24 protein-coding genes and 2 pseudogenes are annotated in these 17,148 nt (G+C 65.4%); 12 read left to right on the forward strand and 14 right to left on the reverse strand.

Going from position 1 to position 17,148, the window contains the following annotated elements; translation table 11 throughout:
* Window positions 1-113: 113 nt before the first annotated feature.
* A complete protein-coding gene (locus NM962_16160) occupies window positions 114-809 on the forward strand; it encodes a hypothetical protein (protein UVO11489.1) in 696 nt (231 codons plus the stop codon).
* A gap of 94 nt (window positions 810-903) precedes the next feature.
* Here the strand turns inward: NM962_16160 and NM962_16165 are convergent, their stop codons facing one another.
* The 3 genes from NM962_16165 to NM962_16175 all read right to left on the reverse strand — a co-directional run bounded on the left by NM962_16165 (window position 904) and on the right by NM962_16175 (window position 3,773).
* A complete protein-coding gene (locus NM962_16165; GenBank protein ID UVO14935.1) occupies window positions 904-2,679 on the reverse strand; it encodes a hypothetical protein in 1,776 nt (591 codons plus the stop codon).
* 285 nt (window positions 2,680-2,964) lie between these two features.
* Entirely contained in the window at window positions 2,965-3,312 is a 348-nt protein-coding gene (locus tag NM962_16170; GenBank protein UVO11490.1) for a hypothetical protein, read from the reverse strand.
* Between the two features lie 2 nt (window positions 3,313-3,314).
* The gene (locus NM962_16175; protein UVO11491.1) at window positions 3,315-3,773 is read right to left on the reverse strand and encodes a prevent-host-death protein; all 459 of its coding nucleotides are present in this window, start codon (window positions 3,771-3,773) and stop codon (window positions 3,315-3,317) included.
* A 238-nt stretch (window positions 3,774-4,011) separates the two neighbouring features.
* Here NM962_16175 and NM962_16180 point away from each other — a divergent pair.
* Together NM962_16180 and NM962_16185 are read left to right on the forward strand one after the other, a co-directional pair.
* Window positions 4,012-4,254, forward strand: a pseudogene (locus tag NM962_16180) (DUF2384 domain-containing protein).
* Window positions 4,250-4,426: pseudogene (locus NM962_16185) on the forward strand (RES domain-containing protein). Before NM962_16180 ends, NM962_16185 begins: the two co-directional pseudogenes overlap by 5 nt.
* 108 nt (window positions 4,427-4,534) lie before the next feature.
* On the opposite strand, the gene NM962_16190 reads toward NM962_16185, so the two are convergent.
* From NM962_16190 to NM962_16205, 4 genes are all read right to left on the reverse strand, one after another.
* Window positions 4,535-4,933, reverse strand: a complete 399-nt coding sequence (locus NM962_16190) for a PIN domain-containing protein (protein ID UVO11492.1) — start codon at window positions 4,931-4,933, stop codon at window positions 4,535-4,537.
* Window positions 4,930-5,190, reverse strand: coding sequence for a type II toxin-antitoxin system prevent-host-death family antitoxin (locus NM962_16195; GenBank protein UVO11493.1), 261 nt, complete (start codon window positions 5,188-5,190; stop codon window positions 4,930-4,932). Before NM962_16195 ends, NM962_16190 begins: the two co-directional genes overlap by 4 nt.
* 174 nt (window positions 5,191-5,364) lie before the next feature.
* On the reverse strand, window positions 5,365-5,577 hold the full coding sequence (locus NM962_16200; protein ID UVO11494.1) for a PIN domain-containing protein: 213 nt from the start codon (window positions 5,575-5,577) through the stop codon (window positions 5,365-5,367).
* A gap of 21 nt (window positions 5,578-5,598) precedes the next feature.
* Window positions 5,599-6,015, reverse strand: coding sequence for a type II toxin-antitoxin system VapC family toxin (locus NM962_16205; protein ID UVO11495.1), 417 nt, complete (start codon window positions 6,013-6,015; stop codon window positions 5,599-5,601).
* 774 nt (window positions 6,016-6,789) lie between these two features.
* Here NM962_16205 and NM962_16210 point away from each other — a divergent pair.
* Together NM962_16210 and NM962_16215 are read left to right on the forward strand one after the other, a co-directional pair.
* Window positions 6,790-6,999: a hypothetical protein gene (locus tag NM962_16210; protein ID UVO11496.1), complete on the forward strand. Its 210-nt coding sequence runs from the start codon at window positions 6,790-6,792 to the stop codon at window positions 6,997-6,999.
* 187 nt (window positions 7,000-7,186) lie between these two features.
* Window positions 7,187-7,738 carry a YaeQ family protein gene (locus NM962_16215; GenBank protein UVO11497.1) on the forward strand — a complete coding sequence of 184 codons (552 nt, stop codon included), beginning with the start codon at window positions 7,187-7,189 and terminating at the stop codon, window positions 7,736-7,738.
* Between the two features lie 24 nt (window positions 7,739-7,762).
* Here NM962_16215 and NM962_16220 read toward each other — a convergent pair whose 3' ends face one another.
* On the reverse strand, window positions 7,763-7,909 hold the full coding sequence (locus tag NM962_16220) for a hypothetical protein (GenBank protein UVO11498.1): 147 nt from the start codon (window positions 7,907-7,909) through the stop codon (window positions 7,763-7,765).
* Window positions 7,910-7,959: 50 nt separating this feature from the next.
* Between NM962_16220 and NM962_16225 the strand changes: the two genes are divergently transcribed.
* Window positions 7,960-8,526 carry a dihydrofolate reductase family protein gene (locus tag NM962_16225; GenBank protein UVO11499.1) on the forward strand — a complete coding sequence of 189 codons (567 nt, stop codon included), beginning with the start codon at window positions 7,960-7,962 and terminating at the stop codon, window positions 8,524-8,526.
* 9 nt (window positions 8,527-8,535) lie between these two features.
* Here the strand turns inward: NM962_16225 and NM962_16230 are convergent, their stop codons facing one another.
* The 3 genes from NM962_16230 to NM962_16240 form a co-directional block, all read right to left on the reverse strand.
* Window positions 8,536-8,964 carry a cellulose-binding domain-containing protein gene (locus NM962_16230; GenBank protein UVO14771.1) on the reverse strand — a complete coding sequence of 143 codons (429 nt, stop codon included), beginning with the start codon at window positions 8,962-8,964 and terminating at the stop codon, window positions 8,536-8,538.
* Between the two features lie 92 nt (window positions 8,965-9,056).
* Complete coding sequence (locus NM962_16235) at window positions 9,057-9,806, reverse strand: MgtC/SapB family protein (protein UVO11500.1); 750 nt, start codon at window positions 9,804-9,806, stop codon at window positions 9,057-9,059.
* Window positions 9,807-9,991: 185 nt separating this feature from the next.
* A complete protein-coding gene (locus NM962_16240) occupies window positions 9,992-10,579 on the reverse strand; it encodes a TIGR03086 family metal-binding protein (GenBank protein UVO11501.1) in 588 nt (195 codons plus the stop codon).
* A gap of 157 nt (window positions 10,580-10,736) precedes the next feature.
* On the opposite strand from NM962_16240, the gene NM962_16245 reads away from it, so the two are divergent.
* Entirely contained in the window at window positions 10,737-11,537 is an 801-nt protein-coding gene (locus NM962_16245) for an alpha/beta hydrolase (protein ID UVO11502.1), read from the forward strand.
* Window positions 11,538-11,569: 32 nt separating this feature from the next.
* Here the strand turns inward: NM962_16245 and NM962_16250 are convergent, their stop codons facing one another.
* Window positions 11,570-12,208, reverse strand: coding sequence for a class I SAM-dependent methyltransferase (locus NM962_16250; GenBank protein ID UVO11503.1), 639 nt, complete (start codon window positions 12,206-12,208; stop codon window positions 11,570-11,572).
* A gap of 60 nt (window positions 12,209-12,268) precedes the next feature.
* On the opposite strand from NM962_16250, the gene NM962_16255 reads away from it, so the two are divergent.
* The 3 genes from NM962_16255 to NM962_16265 all read left to right on the forward strand — a co-directional run bounded on the left by NM962_16255 (window position 12,269) and on the right by NM962_16265 (window position 14,724).
* On the forward strand, window positions 12,269-12,874 hold the full coding sequence (locus NM962_16255) for a TetR/AcrR family transcriptional regulator (GenBank protein UVO11504.1): 606 nt from the start codon (window positions 12,269-12,271) through the stop codon (window positions 12,872-12,874).
* Between the two features lie 25 nt (window positions 12,875-12,899).
* Window positions 12,900-13,823 carry a nitronate monooxygenase gene (locus NM962_16260; protein ID UVO11505.1) on the forward strand — a complete coding sequence of 308 codons (924 nt, stop codon included), beginning with the start codon at window positions 12,900-12,902 and terminating at the stop codon, window positions 13,821-13,823.
* A gap of 136 nt (window positions 13,824-13,959) precedes the next feature.
* A complete protein-coding gene (locus tag NM962_16265; GenBank protein UVO14772.1) occupies window positions 13,960-14,724 on the forward strand; it encodes a DUF6498-containing protein in 765 nt (254 codons plus the stop codon).
* On the opposite strand, the gene NM962_16270 is transcribed toward NM962_16265, so the two are convergent.
* Window positions 14,721-15,590 (reverse strand): hypothetical protein, encoded by an 870-nt coding sequence (locus NM962_16270; GenBank protein UVO11506.1) that lies wholly within the window; start codon window positions 15,588-15,590, stop codon window positions 14,721-14,723. The genes NM962_16265 and NM962_16270 overlap by 4 nt on opposite strands.
* Complete coding sequence (locus tag NM962_16275) at window positions 15,584-15,769, reverse strand: hypothetical protein (GenBank protein ID UVO14936.1); 186 nt, start codon at window positions 15,767-15,769, stop codon at window positions 15,584-15,586. The genes NM962_16270 and NM962_16275 overlap by 7 nt, the downstream gene beginning before the upstream one ends.
* 112 nt (window positions 15,770-15,881) lie before the next feature.
* Here NM962_16275 and NM962_16280 point away from each other — a divergent pair, with 112 nt between their 5' ends.
* Together NM962_16280 and NM962_16285 are read left to right on the forward strand one after the other, a co-directional pair.
* On the forward strand, window positions 15,882-16,421 hold the full coding sequence (locus NM962_16280) for an FKBP-type peptidyl-prolyl cis-trans isomerase (GenBank protein ID UVO14773.1): 540 nt from the start codon (window positions 15,882-15,884) through the stop codon (window positions 16,419-16,421).
* 6 nt (window positions 16,422-16,427) lie between these two features.
* Window positions 16,428-17,078: a maleylpyruvate isomerase family mycothiol-dependent enzyme gene (locus tag NM962_16285; GenBank protein ID UVO11507.1), complete on the forward strand. Its 651-nt coding sequence runs from the start codon at window positions 16,428-16,430 to the stop codon at window positions 17,076-17,078.
* Window positions 17,079-17,148: the final 70 nt, after the last annotated feature.

A 17,148-nucleotide genomic window follows, 5' to 3' on the forward strand; every position in this document is an offset into this window, starting at 1 on the left:
GTACGGGTGGCTGCTCCAGTGCATCGCAGCTAACTGCCAGGCCGGCGGCGTAACGTGCATCACCGGCACCGTGTTGACTGGCGGTCGCCCATGCTCGTGGGGAAGGTTCGAAGATGTCCGTTCGTGGTGTTCGTCGCTGGGGTGTCGGTATCGGTCTGGTCGGCGGAGCCGCCGTGCCCGTCGCAATGCTCGGAATCGCTGCCGCGCACGCCGACGACAGCACCGATGCGATCAACGGCTGGACGGTGACGCCAACCGGCGATAGCGCGAGCCCGTTGCTGCCGGCCACGCTCTCAGACCCAAGCAATTCCCTGGGACTGGGCGCCGACCCCATAGCGGGCAGCTTTGGCAGCGTTGCGGCGACCCCGCTGAGCAGCATCGGCGTCAATGAGTCGTTCACGACGGCGCTTTCGACTGCCGGCACGTCAGACAATCTCATCATTCAGGACAACTGGTTCTCTGGCTTCGAGATCGCCTCCGTTCAAGCCGGCCAAGACAACGCGGTCATGTCGCTTCTGGTCCCCGACGCCAGCGGTAACCAGGTCGTCGATCTCTTCAACTTCGGCACCCCAGACCCTGCGCCGCTGTTCAACCCGGATGCCACCGGCCCGATCGAGGTCGGCGGCGTCGACCTGGCATCGCCTGACGCAGGTGCGCTGTTCAACGACCTCGGTGATGCGCTGTTCACGGGAAACACCACCGCGTGGAGCAACGCCACAACGCTGCTCGACGGCCTATTCGGCATCGACCCGTCAGGAGCCGCTGACGCGGTAGACCCGAGCGGCTTGCTGCCTGACCTCGGCTTCTGACCGACTTCCCCGCCGGAAAGTATGGCAGGGCCAAGTCCGCACTCCAGTCGGCGTAGACAGCTGGCGCACGCCACCGGGGCTGTTGACCGAGGATTTATTCGGGGGTCCCTGGGGTGCCGGGAGCGCCGTCGAGACCGCCGTTGCCGCCGTTGCCGCCGGGTGCGCTGAAGGCGCCGTTGCCACCATTGCCGCCGTTCCCGCCGCGACCGTCGCCGTCCGGACCGACCTGCCCACCGTTACCGCCGTTTCCGCCGGTGCTTTGCGCACTATTGCTGCCACCGTTGCCGCCGTTACCGCCGTCTCCCCCGGTCCCGCCGTTGGCGGAGCCACCGATCCCTCCGGTTCCCGCAGCGCCAGGCGAAGAACCTGACGCACCGTCACCGCCGTTGCCGCCGTTACCTCCGAGCCCGCCGTCACCGGCGCCGCCACCGCCACCACCGCCGCCGCCGGTCGTCGCGCTGAAGGGACCGCCTGCCGCACCGTTGCCCCCGACTCCGCCCTGGCCGCCGGTACCGCCGCCGCTGGCGCCACCGGTGCCGCCATCACCACCGGTGCCTGATGGGGTCACGGTGAAGGTGGTGCTGCCGCTGATACCACCGGCGCCGCCGTTGCCGCCGTGGCTTGCTTGCCCGCCGTCGATACCGTTTCCACCCGCGCCGCCGTTGCCGCCAACACCGGCGATACTGAGATAACCCCCGTTCGGTTCGCCTCCGGTGCCGCCGTTACCGCCGGCACCAGCAATGCTGCCCGCTCCACTCGCGGCACCCCCGTCGCCACCGGCCCCACCATCACCGCCAGCCCCCAGCCCAGGAGCCCCGTCTGGTGTGCCACCGTCACCGCCGACACCGCCGACTCCACCAGCCCCGGCGACACTGTCCAGACCGCTGGCCGCACCGCCATCACCGCCGGCCCCACCATCTCCCCCGACACCAACGTTGAGCAGCGGCGCCAGGATGAGCGGGAAGGCGAGCTCCCCGCGGCTGCCCACGCCGCCGGCTCCGCCGTTGCCGCCCGCACCGGCGATGCTGTCGGCGCCGGCTGCCGGGCCACCGGTGCCGCCGTCACCGCCGTTACCACCGATTCCGACCGTCCAATAGCCGCCTGCGCCTCCGGTGCCGCCGTCTCCGCCAGCCTCACCGTCGGCCCCTGCGCCGCCGTTGCCGCCTCTGCCGCCGTCACCGATCAAATTCCCACCGGCACCTCCGGCCCCGCCGTCGGCGCCGGCCCCGCCATCACCGCCGGCGCCGCCATTGCCGAACGCCCCAGCCGCACCACCGTCACCGCCGACCGTCCCGGCCTGGTCGCTGCTCCAGCCGGCACCGCCGTCGCCGAACAGCCAGCCGCCGCCACCCCCGGTCGGATCGGCCGCTGTTCCGACATCACCGTTGCAGATCAGACCGCAGTGGCCGTCAACGGCGAATGCCGGGTTGATGAGGTTGTCGAGTTGAACACCGAGCGAGCTGGTGATCCACTCCTCCCAGGCACTGTGCAGCGGCGAATAGATCAGGCCGATAAGGCCTCCGGAGTCGATGAACTCGGTCAATGCATCAGCACCCGAGCCCGTGGTCGCCGCGGCCGAGCCAGCCGCCGACTCCGACGGCACCGCGAGCAGACCGTCAAGTCGGAGGCCATCGAAGCCGAGCACATCACCATCAGCCGGCGCGCCCACCCCTATAGTGCCCGCGACAGCTGAGTCGGCAAGCGCGGCGGTGACGGTATCGGCCGCCGGCGCGGGGAACCATAGAGTGGGGTCAAGCAGGTCGTCAACGCCGAAATCTGCGCTGGCCACCGGCGCGGCCGACACCAGCAATGCCACCGCCGAACCGACCCCGAGAAGCCGATGACGCCGGCGTCGTCGACTCGAAGACATCCTTTCGCCACCGTAGTCGCCCTCACGGCTGTACCGCCGGCCCGAACTTACGCGCGAATCCCCAGTACCAGCGAGGACTTCAACGCCGCCATTGGCACCGCGACTACTGTGCATACGCGGCATTCTCCAGCCGCCTCCTGTGAACATGCTGCTCGGCCGCTCGGCACATAGTGTCAACGTCACGTTGCTATCGGGTGATCGGAAGGCCGTTCGGGAGGCGGTGCGTCCCGCTACCTTCCCGGTAGGAAACTGCTGCACGCATATGCCCAGGGCGGCCAGCTTGTCCTACTTCGTTTCGTTCGGGTGACTGGTGTGCACCTGCTCCAGGTAGACCGTGCGGCCCTCGACGAAGAACCAAATGCGGGCTGTGCCCTTGAGCGTCGGCTTGTGCTGCCAGCGCTCGTGGACCTTGCCCCCGCGGGAGATCGTGCCGAGAACGCCGCGCAGCGGGTAGTTCGTCGGGGTCTTAGTCAGGGGCGTCCGCGTCAGAAAGTCCCAGGCCTCAGCAAGCGGATTACGGATCGTTGCCGCGAGATCCTGCCAGCCCCTGGCCGCCTCGGCGGTTGCGTAGCGAACCTCGTACTCGATCTTCTTCGGAGGACGAGGGACAAGCTCGCCGCGCTTGGCGGCCACCGCTACGGCCGCTCCACAACGACATCGTTATCGCCCAACCACTCCGGCTCGCCCCTGCCGAGACCGGCGGCGATGGCGGTCGCAGTCTCCTGCCACGAGGTCAGCTCCGCGAGCACCAGATGCGGCTGGCCGGTGGAGAACGACGCCCGCGCAGCGTCGACGAGGTCCTGGGCGCAGCTGGACCGGTCCCCGGGCGGCAGCGCAAGCATCCATGGGAAGGCCTTGGACATCCGCTCGACGAGCGGACCGGTGTCGTCCACCGCCACGCCGATGAGCTGCGCAGCGAATTGGAGCATGCGGCTGCGGTTCTCCGCCTCGCGCTGCGACATGAGCACGAGCGCCTCACCGTCACGACGAGTCACCGTCACCGGGTGGTCCTCAGCTTCCGCGAACACCTCGGCGGAGCGCTTGCTCAAGTCTGAGGAGCGGCGCGTGGTGGTGTGGGGTGCTGGCGAGGCCATACCAGCAGAGTATTCGGAACGTGTTCGGAAGTCCAACGCGGCGTATCGAGCCTCGCTTCGTCACAGATCGCGCCATCCGAGCCAGGAGGAATACGACCGGATCGAATATGGCGGGTTACCGGTAGAGTGCTGCGTTTTCATCAGGTGAATCAGGCTCCCTGCGTGTCCTGTGTCCGGTCTCAATACAGTTGGCGGCGTTGTCAATACAACTGGCGGTTTCCGTGTCGTGGTGTTTTGGGCTGTGCGCGGCTGGCGAACCGGCGACATCCGCCCTGACCGGTACGACCGGCTCGCGCAACTCCGTGACCTTGTCCTCCTGCTTTCACACTCCCTGACCGCACGAGGTGTCGGCCGGTGGCTGCACGCCAAGAATCGCCTCCTAGACGGCGAGCGTCCTATCGACCTGCTCGCAAAGGAGCGCTACCAGGAGGTACGCGGCGCGGCCGAATCCTTCATCGACGGTTCCTGCGTCCGGCTTTGACGCCGTACTGACCCCAGCAGCAGCGCTACCCAGTTGCGAGACACTTGCCGTGTTCGTTCACGCTTTGCCCCAGGTCGACGCTGAGCGATCCGAGGTCCGCCAACCTCCCCCACGGCTCGCCGACCTGCTTGCGGTAATCCGACCACACAAAAACGTGCCGGACACGGTCAAACTGACGGAATCGAATACGGCGGTTACCAGTAAAGCTAGGTCGTTTACACTGCCCCGCAATGGTTTTCATCGACAACAACAAGGCGAAACGAGGGTGATTCGCGCCGAATCAGACGCGAATAATCCTCAGGCCTGCAATGCCGTCGAGTGGCTCGAAGTCCGCATCCTGGGTTACAACGGCCAGTCCACGCGCGGCCGCGATCGCCGCTATCCACAGGTCATTGATTCGGACCCGGTGACCTACCTCGGCTAGATGCATCCGGAGTCGTGCCCACATGCGCGCCGCATCCTCGTCGACAGGTAGAGCGACCATGTCGGCGATCACATCGAGGGTTGCCAGCCGTTGCGCTCGGGCGTCGGTCGATGCGGCCGCAAGGACCCCGAGATTGAGTTCGGCGACCGTGATCACCGTGGTGGCGACTTCGTCAGGTATCTGAGCCGAATCCAGGCGTCGACCGCTTTCCCGGGCGATGAAGATCGACGTGTCGAGGATGCCAGCCGAGCTCACCGCGACAGGTCCGTGTCGTCGGTGGTTTCCCCGGCAAGCTCAATCAGGTCTAACCGCAACCCGGGATCCGCTTGGGTTCGGGCCACTCTCCGTAGGAGCTCATCGCGACCGAGCCAGCGACGCGAGTGCTGCGGGACAGCGGTCAGAACCGCTACGGCCTTGCCGTTGACGGTGATCGTGATGTCTTCACCCGCCGAGGCTCTCCGCAGCACCGACGCAGTGTCGTTGCGCAGCTCTCTAGAGGCAACCTCAAACATGCTACGATCGTAGCATATCTGTAGCCATATTGGTGCTCAGTGTTCCCATGTCGCGCCGATCCGATCTGCAATGAGATCTGGCGAGGAATGCGACGGAGCCGAGTACGGCGGGTTACCAGAGAACCTCTGCTGATGCCAGTGCCACGCATTGCCGCCACCCCTCGGTCGGTCGCGTCACACTGCGACCGGAACTCCACGCTTTCTGGCCGCCTCAGCAAGGGCGAGATCGAAGGTTGCAAGGCTTGCCCGGTGGTGAATTGCGATATCGAGAACGCAGCAATCAGGCAGCTTCAGCCCGGTAGTCGCTCGAAGTTCGGCAAGGCGGAGCGGCTCGTCATCATCGTGCGACGCGACCGTGATGCCAGCCGCCCGCAAATCGTCTCGCATCAAGGCTCCCTCGCGACTCCCTCAATCCCACGGATTGATGAGTTCGACGCCGGTGTCAACAAAGTCGCCAACGTTGCGTGTCGCCAGTCCGGCGTTCCAGGCGCGGCAAATTGCGGCAATCTGCCCATCGGCCATACTGATCTGGAGCCCGCCGCGCTCTCGGCCGGCGACGATATCGGCGTAGTGGGTTGCGGCCAGCGCGTCGAACGGCAAAATCCTGTCGCCGAATTCCTCTGTCAGTAGTCCGTCGACTTTCGCACGAAGCTCGCGCCTGCGTCGGCCATCCGGCAATCGGGCAACGCCATACAGCAACTCGGCCGCCGTCACCGCCGTCAGCGCTATGTCTGACGCGTCCAAACTATCGAGCCAACTAACGACGCCGAGATCGGGAGCTTTGCGAACAAGCTCCGAGATGAGGTTGGTATCAAGGATAATCATTGATCAAAGACTGCGGGTCGAGGTCGTTCGGCGCGGTCAGGCGGCTCAAGGTCCACCCCCCCAGTTTCCGCGAAGCGCTGCCGAATCCGTGTACCCATCCCAGGACCGCCGGACGGGCGCTCCAGTACCGTACGCAAGATCTCGCGCACCTCCGATTCCATGGAGCGACCGTGCTGTGCGGCACGGATACGCAAAGCCGCTTTGAGTTGGTCGTCGAAATCGCGAATCGTCAAGGTTGCCATCGGCCGCTCCTCGCCTCTTGCTAGCAATGCAGTCAACGCTAACAGACGCCGAGCTCGGCGCCCTGGCGGTTCAGCAGCCTTCACCCGGTGAGACATATCCGTGGCCCGATCCCGAGCGTGACTTCGCCCGCTATTGCTCATGCTGGCTGCGGAGACCCCGATCGGCCCGCGCGGACCAGCACCCGTACCCACCGCCGATCAAGTCATGGCAGTCTGCCTGACCACTCTCCCCTCCCCAATCATGCGGGAGGAGTACGGCAGGTTCGAATATGGCGGGTTTCCGGTAACGGTCGCCATGTTGATCAGATGAATCATGCGAGTCATCCAGCAACAGGCGATCACCCTCAACCCCGACACCGGGATGACCTCCTACCATCCTTTCTCGAAGTCGGCCAAGCCTTTCCGTGCGCGGCCATATGAGCAATAGCTGCGTTCGGCGCAGATCATGACACTGGCCTTCCGGCTCCCGGGCGGTGATCCTTCCGATCTGACCAACGGCGAGATGCTTCCGTTCCCCCCGTAGGCTCACTGCATGCACGAAGTGACTCTGGCCAGCACCGGTGAAGCGGCGATGCTGACAGTCGGGCTGTCGGTCTATACAGCGTTGACCCTCGCCAGCATCGCTGTGGCCATCGAGAGTGCTCGCCGACACCGACGCCGCCGCGCAATCTACGCCGCGATCATGGTTGGCGTGTTGATCCTGGGCGGGTTGGTTGCGGCTATTTTCAGCAGCATCGCGTGAACCCGGCAGCGCCGGCTCAGCGTCTCTCCCCTGACTAACGTTGGATTTGAGTAGCCGGATATTCAGGAGCTACCGGCCAACAAGCCATAAATTCGCGCTACTCAATCCGACGGCGAGCCCGGCGGACTGACACACTCAAAGCGGCCTTGCTGCTCGGCAGTCCACCACCTGGGTGGACACTATGGACGTGGCCCTTTCTGCAACGGTATTCAAAGTCGAACTTGGCGTCTCCGACGTCGATCACGGTTACTACGCCGATCACGCGCTGACCGTGGCCCGTCATCCCAGTGAGACCGATGAGCGGATGGTCGTGCGGCTGTTGGCGTTTGGGCTGCGCGCACACCGACTCAGCGACGTCGACGGTGAGTTGGCGTTCGGGGCGGGCCTGTCCACCCCTGGCGTACCGGACTTGCGGCTCGCCGACTACACCGGCCGGATCCTGGAGTGGATCAACGTCGGCCAGCCCGATGAACGCGCCCTCGGCAAGGCGGCCAGCCAGGCCGAACAGGTGCTGCTGTTCCCGTTCGCCGCCGGCGTGGCCACCTGGTGGCGCACCGTCGGCCCCAAAGTGGCGGGGCTGCCGAACCTGTCGGTGGTACAGATACCGCACGCGCCGGTGCAGCAGCTGGCCCAGACCGTCGATCGACGGGTCTCGGCGCAGGTAATGGTGATGGAAGGCCAGGTGACGATGACCGTTTGCGGTGTCGACGTCACCTTCACGCCCGAGGCATTGCGGTGAATATCTAAGCCCTTCTGTCGCTGACTAATCGTCCTCGACGTCGTCGCGGTGCGCGGCCTCGATCACCTCGGGCGGCACCGGTCTCTGCAACCACGCCCGCATCCGCATCAGTCCGCCGGCAATCGTTCCGACGGCGAGCAAGGCAACGATGATCCAGAGCGCGGGCGACATACAGCAATTCTCCCCTGGCCCCGGGCGATGTCCAGTGCACACTGATCTCCATGGGCAAGCTCATCTATGGCTTCAACGTGTCGGTGGACGGCTACATCGCCGACGCGCACGGCAGCATTGACTGGAGCGAGCCAAGCGACGAATTGCACCAGTACTGGAACGACTTCGAGCGGGAAACCGCGCTCTCGTTATACGGGCGGCGGCTCTACGAACTGATGTCGGCATACTGGCCGACGGCCGATGAAGCCCCTGATGCTCCCCCGTTGATCGTCGACTTCGCCCGCATCTGGCGCGCCATGCCCAAGGTCGTGTTCTCGCGCACCCTGGAGTCGGTCAACTGGAACTCCCGACTGGAACGCGGCGACCCGGTCGAGGTGGTGCGCAAGTTGAAGGCTGAAACCGACGGCAACCTGGAGGTGGCCGGCGCGACTCTGGCCGCACCGATCGTGCAGGCCGGACTGGTAGATGAGTATCGGATCGTGATCGCCCCCACCGCCGTGGGCGGCGGCACTCCGTTCTTCCCGCCCCTGCCGTCATGGATCTCGCTGCGGCTGTTGGAGAACCGCACCTTCCCGGGCGGCACGGTGCTCCTGCGCTACGAAGCGAAGCAGGACTGAACGGGCCCGCTAGGTGCAGCGAAGCTGCCTGTTGAGCATGCAGTTCACCGGTGGCGAGTACGTCCCCGACAGCACGCCTCTAAAACCGCCCGTTGCGGACCCACCGGGCGCGATGATTCGATTCCAATTCGCCGGGGCCAGAACATAGTGCGTGCCGGATCGGCCAACGCTGCTGTTCCACGCGTGCGAGATGGATTCATTGACCGGTAGGTCGAATTCAAGCCGCCAATCGGTCATCGGCGCTGCGCTCCAGTTGGTGATGGTGAAGCGGGCGATGAACCCGGTCTGCCATGTCGAGGTCACCGACAACGTAGCGGTGGCCGCTGCCGCATGAGCCACCGCGGTGGTCGCAAATCCGAGAATGACAACCATTACTGCCGCAACAGCGACGTGAAGCGCTGTACGGCAGCGTTTCACGCAACTGTAAATCCCCGCCATAGCAGCCAACACTAAGGCCGAACGGGCGAGATCGGTCCCGTCACCGCCGGTAGCCTGCAGTACCTTTGCTCAACTGAAACCGTTACGTGACGTCAGTCGGCGTCGTCGTGGAGTTGGTCGATCCGGGTGACACCCTTGATATCGGCGAGGATTCGCGTGGCCTCGACAACCCGGGGACCCGACAAGGTCATCGTGACACCGACATGATCGACAGTCGTGGTGTGCTGCCTCAGTGGCAAAGCTGCCGTGGCAGGTGAGTCGGTGATCAAGGAGGTCAGATGCCAACCGTGGACATCGCACGTCTCCAGCAGCTGCCGCAAGATCCCCCGGCCGTCCTGGTAGATGACATGCACACGTACCGAGCCGGGCAATCTGGTCGCCATTCTTCGCACCGACGGGGCGATGCCGATCACGATCACAAAGTGCAGCATGGTCACGACGACGGCCAAGAGCAGCAGTCCCGCAGCGGCAGCCATCCCGATTGCAGCCGATTCCCAGATTGCGGCCGCGGTAGTCAGCCCGATGACCGCACCGCGGCGGGTGATGATGAGACCCGCACCGAGAAAACCGATGCCCGAAACGATCTGGGCCGCTACTCGCGAGGGGTCGAGAATCACCGTGCCTGCGGCGACAATGTCGCCGAACCCGTACTTGCTGATCAGCAGTATCAGAGCCGCTGACGTACCGACAATCGTCTGCGTGCATAACCCAGCGCTTTTGGCCCGGATCTCGCGTTCCAGACCGATGAGCGCGGTCAGCCCGAATGCAGCGACCAGCTCGACGATCTGGCGTGCTTCCTGTCCTGTTCCGGTGAAGAATCCTTCCGCCACCGATGTGATCATCGCGGCACGCCCTGCCCTACGTGAGCAACGCCTCCCCGCAGCGCCGATTCGGGACTCTCGACCACTGCATAACGCCGACCTGTACTGAGCATCCAGGGGGGTACCACTTTTCGAGACGTACTACACCTGGAGGGCAGGCACCCGGTCCCCTCCGGTGGCCGGATCCAAGGATCTGGGGCTGCCCACTACGACGACGAGCCAACCTCCCGTCCCAGGTAGGCCATCAGCCGGGAGGTGGGCGTTGATGGCTCGGGTGCTTGCTGCGCCGGCCCGAACCCGCCGGGACGACGCAACGCCTGTTCCGGCACCGCATCGACCAGTGCGCGACAGAACGCCACAACGTCATCCGGTAACTCCGCGGAGCGGCCTAGCGACCGGTGGATGTCCCAGCTGTGCAGCGCGAGGTCGGCCACCGGGAAGGCGAGCGCATGACGCAGTGAGACCTCGCCTTGCGGCGAAGGCCGGGGCGCCTCGAAGTCTGCCCCGGGCAACAATTCGTGCAACTCTCTGGCAAGCTCACGGAGTCGACCGGCGGGATCGGCGGCCATCCAGTCGGCCGGCGCTGACGGTGCAGTCCAGATGTCATCGCCCCGGACCAGTGCGCCAACTTTGGCGGTACTTCCGATTGTGTGCGCCACCAACTCGCGCACGCTCCAGCCCTCAAGATTCGATGGCTTGTCCCACTCGTCAGGACGAATCTCGTCGACCGCGGCGATGAGTAGATCCATGGTCGCGGCTGCCATGGCGGCAGCGTCTGGTGACGAAATGCTCATAGTGTGAATACTACGATTGCGGCACCAGGTCAGATCAGCACCGAAAGCAACTCGGCGGCGTCCAATGCACACCTCGGACCCATCCTGGTCGCGGGACCGCCCTCCGGGCTACCGTTGCCCAAGGGCGAGGTCAGCATCCGCGACAAGGAGCACCGACATGCTGAAGTACGAGATCCATGGAACTGGTGAGCCATTGGTGCTCGTCCACGGGATCACTCACCGCAGGCAGGCCTGGTATCCCGTACTCGAGCACCTGACCGACCACCGCACCGTGGTGCTCTTCGACCTGCCCGGCCACGGCGAATCGCATGACTTTGTCGTTCGCAACGACGACGTACAGGGAACCCTGCGCGACGAGCTGGTCGGCCTCTTGGACCAGCTGGGACTTGACCGCCCGCACATTGCCGGGAACTCCCTGGGTGGCCGGATTGCGATGGAGGCCGCCGCCGACAATCTGGTCTCGAGCGCGACCGTGCTCTCCCCCGCGGCGTACTGGCACAACGCCATCGACTTCGCCTACATCCGTCTACTCTTCACGTGCCTGACGACCAGCGCCCGCCTGCTGGCACCCGTGGTGCCGAGGCTTGCTCGCTCGCCGCGGGCACGGCACCTGATGGGCGCGGTGGTGTCAGCCCACCCCGAGCGGATCCCGGCCAACGAATTCGTGGGCGACCTCAACGGCATGCGGCGGGCCATTCCCGCCATGAAGAAGATCTTCCCGGCCGCCGAAGTGTTCGACCGCGAGATCCCGGCCGACATCCCGGTGACCATCGCGTGGGCCGCGCGCGACCGGATCCTGCTGCCCTACCAAGCGAAGATCGCCGAGAAGCGACTCCCCCAGGCCCGCCACATCCGACTGCCCGGGTGCGGCCATGTACCGATGGCCGACGATCCCGAGCTCGTGGCACGCGTACTGCTCGAGGGAAGCGCCCCCAGCGCGCGGGCCGAGGCTTCCTAACGAAGCCCCGGCCCAGCAGCCTGCCGCCAAAGCTACACGCGGACAGCCAGTTCCAATCCCTTGTCGAGTGCCAGCGGGCTGCTGACGTAGCCGTTCTCCGGCGCGCGAACGTAGTCCAGGTAGGCGTGACTCGGGTCAAGGTTCACGTTGTCGCCGACGATCAGTGCGCCGGTTTCCAGCACCGGCTCAAGGAGCTTGATCACGGTCAGGTCGAGGTCAGGCCAGCCATCGAGCAGCACGAACTGCACAGGTTCGCTGATGGTCTTGAGAGTGGTGCGGGCATCGCCTTCGAGGATGGTGATCAGGTCACTGACCCCTGCTTCGGCGAACGTCGCTCGGGCTGCGGCCAGCTTCCGCGAGCTCATCTCGGTGGTGATGATGTGGCCCATGCCGTTGTCGCGGACCGCGGCGGCCAGATGCAGCGTCGAGATCCCATAGGACATGCCGTACTCGACGATCGTCGTCGGCTTCAACGCACGAACCAGGCTGTACAGCAGCCGGCCCGAGTCAGGCGCCACGGAGAGGTAAATGTCCTGAAAAGCCTCTGCCCGTGCTTCGACGGTGTAGTCGCCGGGCGAGATTCCTTGGCGGCGGTCGGCATCGCGCTGCGCGTCAGCGAAAAGCCGGTCGATGATCGAGGTGTATTCCGGGAGGTTCAAGGTTGCAGTCATGTTTCTAGACTAGACGCGACGTTGCGTCTTGTCTAGATTGAGGTGGTGTTAGATCGAGCTGTGGCAAGCGCACAGCCGCATCGCGGCAATCGGCACGGACGCAGCGAAGCGGCCCGCGAGGCCATCCTGCATGCCGCCGACGACCTGCTGGCCGAGAAGGGTTTCGCGGGAGTCACTGTCGAGGGCATCGCCAAGGCGGCGGGGGTGGCCAAGCAGACGGTCTACCGCTGGTGGAGCTCCAAAACGGATGTCCTGATGGACGCCTTCCTCGAAGATGCGGCCGCCGAACTCGAACCGCCCGACACCGGGACCCTGGAGTCCGATCTGCGTGCCCATCTGTGCGCTACCGCCCACTTCCTCACCGTCGACGATGCGGGCGCCGTCTATCGCGCACTGGTAGGGCAAATCCAGCACGATCCAGAACTTGCCCAGATCTTTCGGGCCCGCTACCTAGATGATCAGCGAGTTCGCGACCAGAAGCCGTTCGTTCGGGCCATCGCCCGTGGTGAGCTCACGCCCGACGCCGACGTGGCCGCGCTTGCCGAATGGCTCGTGAGCCGAATGCACTACCGGGTGATCGTGACGGGTGAACCCGTCGACGACTCGTTCATCGACGAGATCGTCGACGGCGCTCTGTCGATGTGCCGCCGCTGGTCAAGGCCGTAAGGCAGTCATGATGCTTGAATAGACCGTGGCTAACCGCATCCAATCCCTGCTCGGGGTTGCCTACCCCGTCGTCCAGGCCCCGATGACCTACATCGCGCGCGCCGAACTCGCTGCGGCGGTGTCCGAGGCGGGCGGGCTCGGCGTGATCGAGACGCTCACCCCCGAGGGGCGAGCCGATCTGCAGCGGGTGCGTGAGCTCACCGACAAACCGGTGGCGGCCAACCTGATGATCCAAGGCTGGAAGAGCGACCCGTCGATCGTCGACACATTGGCCGAAGCCGGCGTGCGCCACGTCTTCACCTCCGCCGGAGACCCGGCACTGTTCACCACACTGCTGCATGACGCCGACATGACGGTGGTCCACGTTGTCGGCTCACTCAAGGGCGCGCTCAAAGCCGCCGACGCCGGTGTCGATGCGCTGGTGGTCGAAGGTGTGGAAGGCGGCGGCTTCAAGTCCCTGCTGGGCGCCTCAACCATGGTGCTGCTGCCGCTGGTCGCCGAGAACGTGGACCTGCCGATCATCGCCGCCGGTGGTATCTGCGATGCGCGGTCGGCTGCGGCATCGCTGGTGTTGGGCGCCGAGGGCGTGCAGATGGGCACCCGGATGTTGGCCAGCCATGAATCCGCGGTGCACGCGAACTTCAAGGACGCGATCGTGGCCGCAAACGATTCCGGCACAGTGCTTCTCGACGTCCCCGGCAATCCGACCATGCGGGTGCTGCGGACCGGACTGGCCGCCAGAGTCGCTGCACACGACCCGGATTCACGACTTCTGGGAAAGATCACCGAGCTGTACTTCGACGGGGACATGGAAGCCAGCGTCGCCAACACCGGCCAGGTGTCATCCCGGATCGTCGATCTTCTGCCGGTGGCCGAGATCATTCGCCGCACATGGGACGAGATCGAAGCGGTGCTGGACGGTGCACGAGCGCGAACCGAAAGTTTGTGAACCGCGCCCGCAGATGAGCTCGCAGCGTCCATGCTCGTGCAATGGTTCGCCAGAGTCGGATGGCCGACGCGTGACCCTGCCTGAGTCGGGGCCAGAATCCGGGCAGGATTCGCGGCGACGCTCGAAATTCTCACCCCTGCATCTGTTCGCCGTACTCGGCCTCATCGCCATCCCGGCATTCGGCTGGTTCGGTCAACATTGGTCGGGCGCAACGACCGTGGTCGTGTACTGGTTCGAGAACGTCACGATGTGCCTGCTGGTGATAGCCCGCATCGCCGTACATCAGCGCCTGAACCCCAAATACGGCCACTTCCGCTACCGGGGCCCAGGAGCCGGCGGCCCGTCCCATTCTTCGTTCTTGAGCGGCTTCGCGCTCATCAGCCTGGTGTTCTGCGCAGCCCACGGCGTGTTCCTGGCGGCCATCCTGGCGCTGCTGATTCACAATCGAGCGCCCGAGCTTGCGATGCTCGCTCTGGACTGGCGCAGCGTCGGCTGGGGATGCCTGGGCGTATTGCTGTTCCTGACGATGGAATTCCTCACCGACCTGGTCGATCTGCGCCGCTGGTCCTTCCGAGATATCGAGACCGCTGCCAACGTCGGGCTGGGCCGCGTCATGGTGGTGCACATGACCCTGCTGCTCGGATTCGCCGCGATCGCCGCCACTGACGCACCCAGCGCCCTGTTCACCGTATTCGTCGTGCTCAAGAGCCTTGCCGCACTGAGCACCGTGGTTCCCCAATGGGAGCCGGCGAGGCCCCCACGCGCACTCAGCAAGCTGATGGATCGACTGCCGAACGTGCACCCCGACGAACGATTCGAGGACTTCTGGGTGAAGGACCAAGCCAACGAGCGGGAGCGGCAACGCCGTAACGAGCAGCCCTGGAAGACCACCCGGACCTAATCGTGTACCGCCGGAACATGTTCGGCCGCACCGAATATGGCAACGGCCACCGCACCCCCGACCGCGGTGCAGAAACCCAACGCCACCAACCAGTCCAAGCCGGGTCGCGCGGTGTCTCCGAGCAGCGTCACGCCGACGATGCCGGGCATCACCGTCTCGCCGACGACCAGAGCAGCAACGGCACCGTTCAGCGAACCCAGCTGCAGCGCAACGGTAAACAGGTAGAAGCCACCGGCTCCGGCAATAGCGATTGTCCAGAAAGCCGGGTCTTTTAGCAGAACTGGCAACCGCAGCGGATCGACGCCGTCGACTACCCGAACCGCGATTGCCATCACTCCGTACAGAACACCGGAGACCAAGCCGGCTGCGACCGCGGCACGGGCCCCCAAGAAGCGGATGAGACCAACCCCGAGAGCCGCGATCAGCAGCGCCGCCACCATCAGCGCCCAGTGCAGCCCAGTTCCCGACGTGTCTGTGCCGGCCTGACCAGCGCTGAACCCCAAAACGCACAGTGACACGATCACCGCCGCGATCGCCGTCCAGTCGCGGCGGTGCAGGCGAACACCGAGCACAACGATGCCGAGCACCGCGGTGACGACAAGATTGGCGCTGATGATGGTCTGCGACAGAAACAGCGGTATCAGCCGGGCCGAGACGATGTTTCCGGCGAAACCGATGACGTCGAGGGCCATCCCGGCAATGAACGCCGTAGTCAGAACCGCGTTGGCGGTCGAGCGCAGGGTCGGTCTGCCGTCTTCCTGCCCTTGGCCGGCGGCAGCGGAACTGCGTGCGCCATAGGCCTGTAGAACGGAGGCCACCCCGTAGCCGAAACAGGCCAGCAGCGCTGCGGCCACCCCGATCAGCACGGCACTGACCTCATCGATCCTGGGCGGTGCGGGGAACGGCCCGCCTTCGCGGCGCCTTCGGCCACCGCCGCGCCGTAGCGGCGCACCACATGGGTGCGTACCTGGGTGCCAAGACCGAACCGGAACTTGCCAGTCACCTTGGCCAACGGCTGCGGCAGGGCCATGACGTCGATGTGCACGTGGGTGAGACTACGTGCCGAGTCCCGGCCGAACGGGCTACTTTGCGTCGGTCATGGTCCGCAGATCATGCCCGATGGGGCCTGTAACGTGGCGGACGTGAAACCCACTCGGATGCACTCTTTCGTTGCTGTCACGGCCAGTCTCGCGGCAATTGCCCTGCCCTTCGCGGCGGCAGGTACGGCCGTAGCCGCCGACACCTGCCCCACGGCCGCCCCCGCCGCCGGCACGCCGGAGTGGACTCTGACCGGGGCCACCGGCAGCGTCGCGGTCACCAGATCGACCGAAACGGCCGCACCCCGGGTGGATGTGTCGACGCCGTTCACCGTGACGTCGACCCAGGTACACACCTTGCAGGCCGGCAGCGGCCCGGTGGTTCCGGCGACGGCCAAGGTGTCCGTCTGCTACATGGGTGTCAACGGACGCGACGGATCGGTGTTCGACAGCAGTTACAAGCGCGGCGCCCCGGTGGACTTCCCGCTCGACGGCGTTATCCCCGGATTCCAGAAAGCGATCGCCGGCCAGACCGTCGGATCCACGGTCGCGGTCGCCATGACCTCCGCGGATGGCTACCCCGACGGTCAGCCCAGCGCCGGCATCCGGCAGGGCGACACCCTCATCTTCGCAATCAAGATCCTGGGCGCCTCAGGCTGATCCACGGTGACGCTCGCCGAGGACATCGAGGCCGAGCGGGCGGCACTCGCACACTCCTTGAGTGCCGCCGGCGCCTCGGCGCACGCCGGGTGCGGGTCGTGGACCGCGCGAGATCTTGCGGCACATTTGGCGGCCGAGGAACGCGTGGGTGGCGTCTCGACGTTCATTGCGAGATCGCTGGTGGCGCGCGGAATCGCGGTGCCGGCGCCACCGAGGTTGGTGGAGTTCGCAATTCGCCGCGAACATCGCTATGGCTTCACCGAGTTGATCGACCGGCTGCGGCGCCCACTGCCGCGACTGCTGCTCAGGTCGCGGGTAGCACCGCTCACGCTGTTTGAGTACTGGACCCATCACGATGATCTCGCCGCCGCCAACGGCGCCGACCACCCGGCGCCGGCAACACTGCGACAGGCCATTGCCCCACTACTGCGCTATCAGCATGCAAAACTGCCCGCGGGTGCGGCGATCAGAGTCAGCACCGATAACGGCGATGTTTTGACATTTGTAGGTCCCAAGACGGATCAGCAGGTGCTGGTGCAAGGGACGCCGGCAAACCTGGTTCGCTGGTTGGCGGGGCGCCAGACGCGAGCCGACGTCGAGCTGACCGGTCCCGCCGCCCACGTGCAGGCACTGCGAACGTTCACAGGCAACATATGAAGCTCTCTTGCCTTGTCCCCCAACTAATTTAGTGACCATTGCCATGGTTGTCCGCATCCGGTAGCGTGCG

Origin of the sequence: Mycobacterium sp. SVM_VP21 (assembly GCA_024758765.1) — a bacterium.
Lineage (GTDB): Bacteria > Actinomycetota > Actinomycetes > Mycobacteriales > Mycobacteriaceae > Mycobacterium > Mycobacterium heraklionense_C.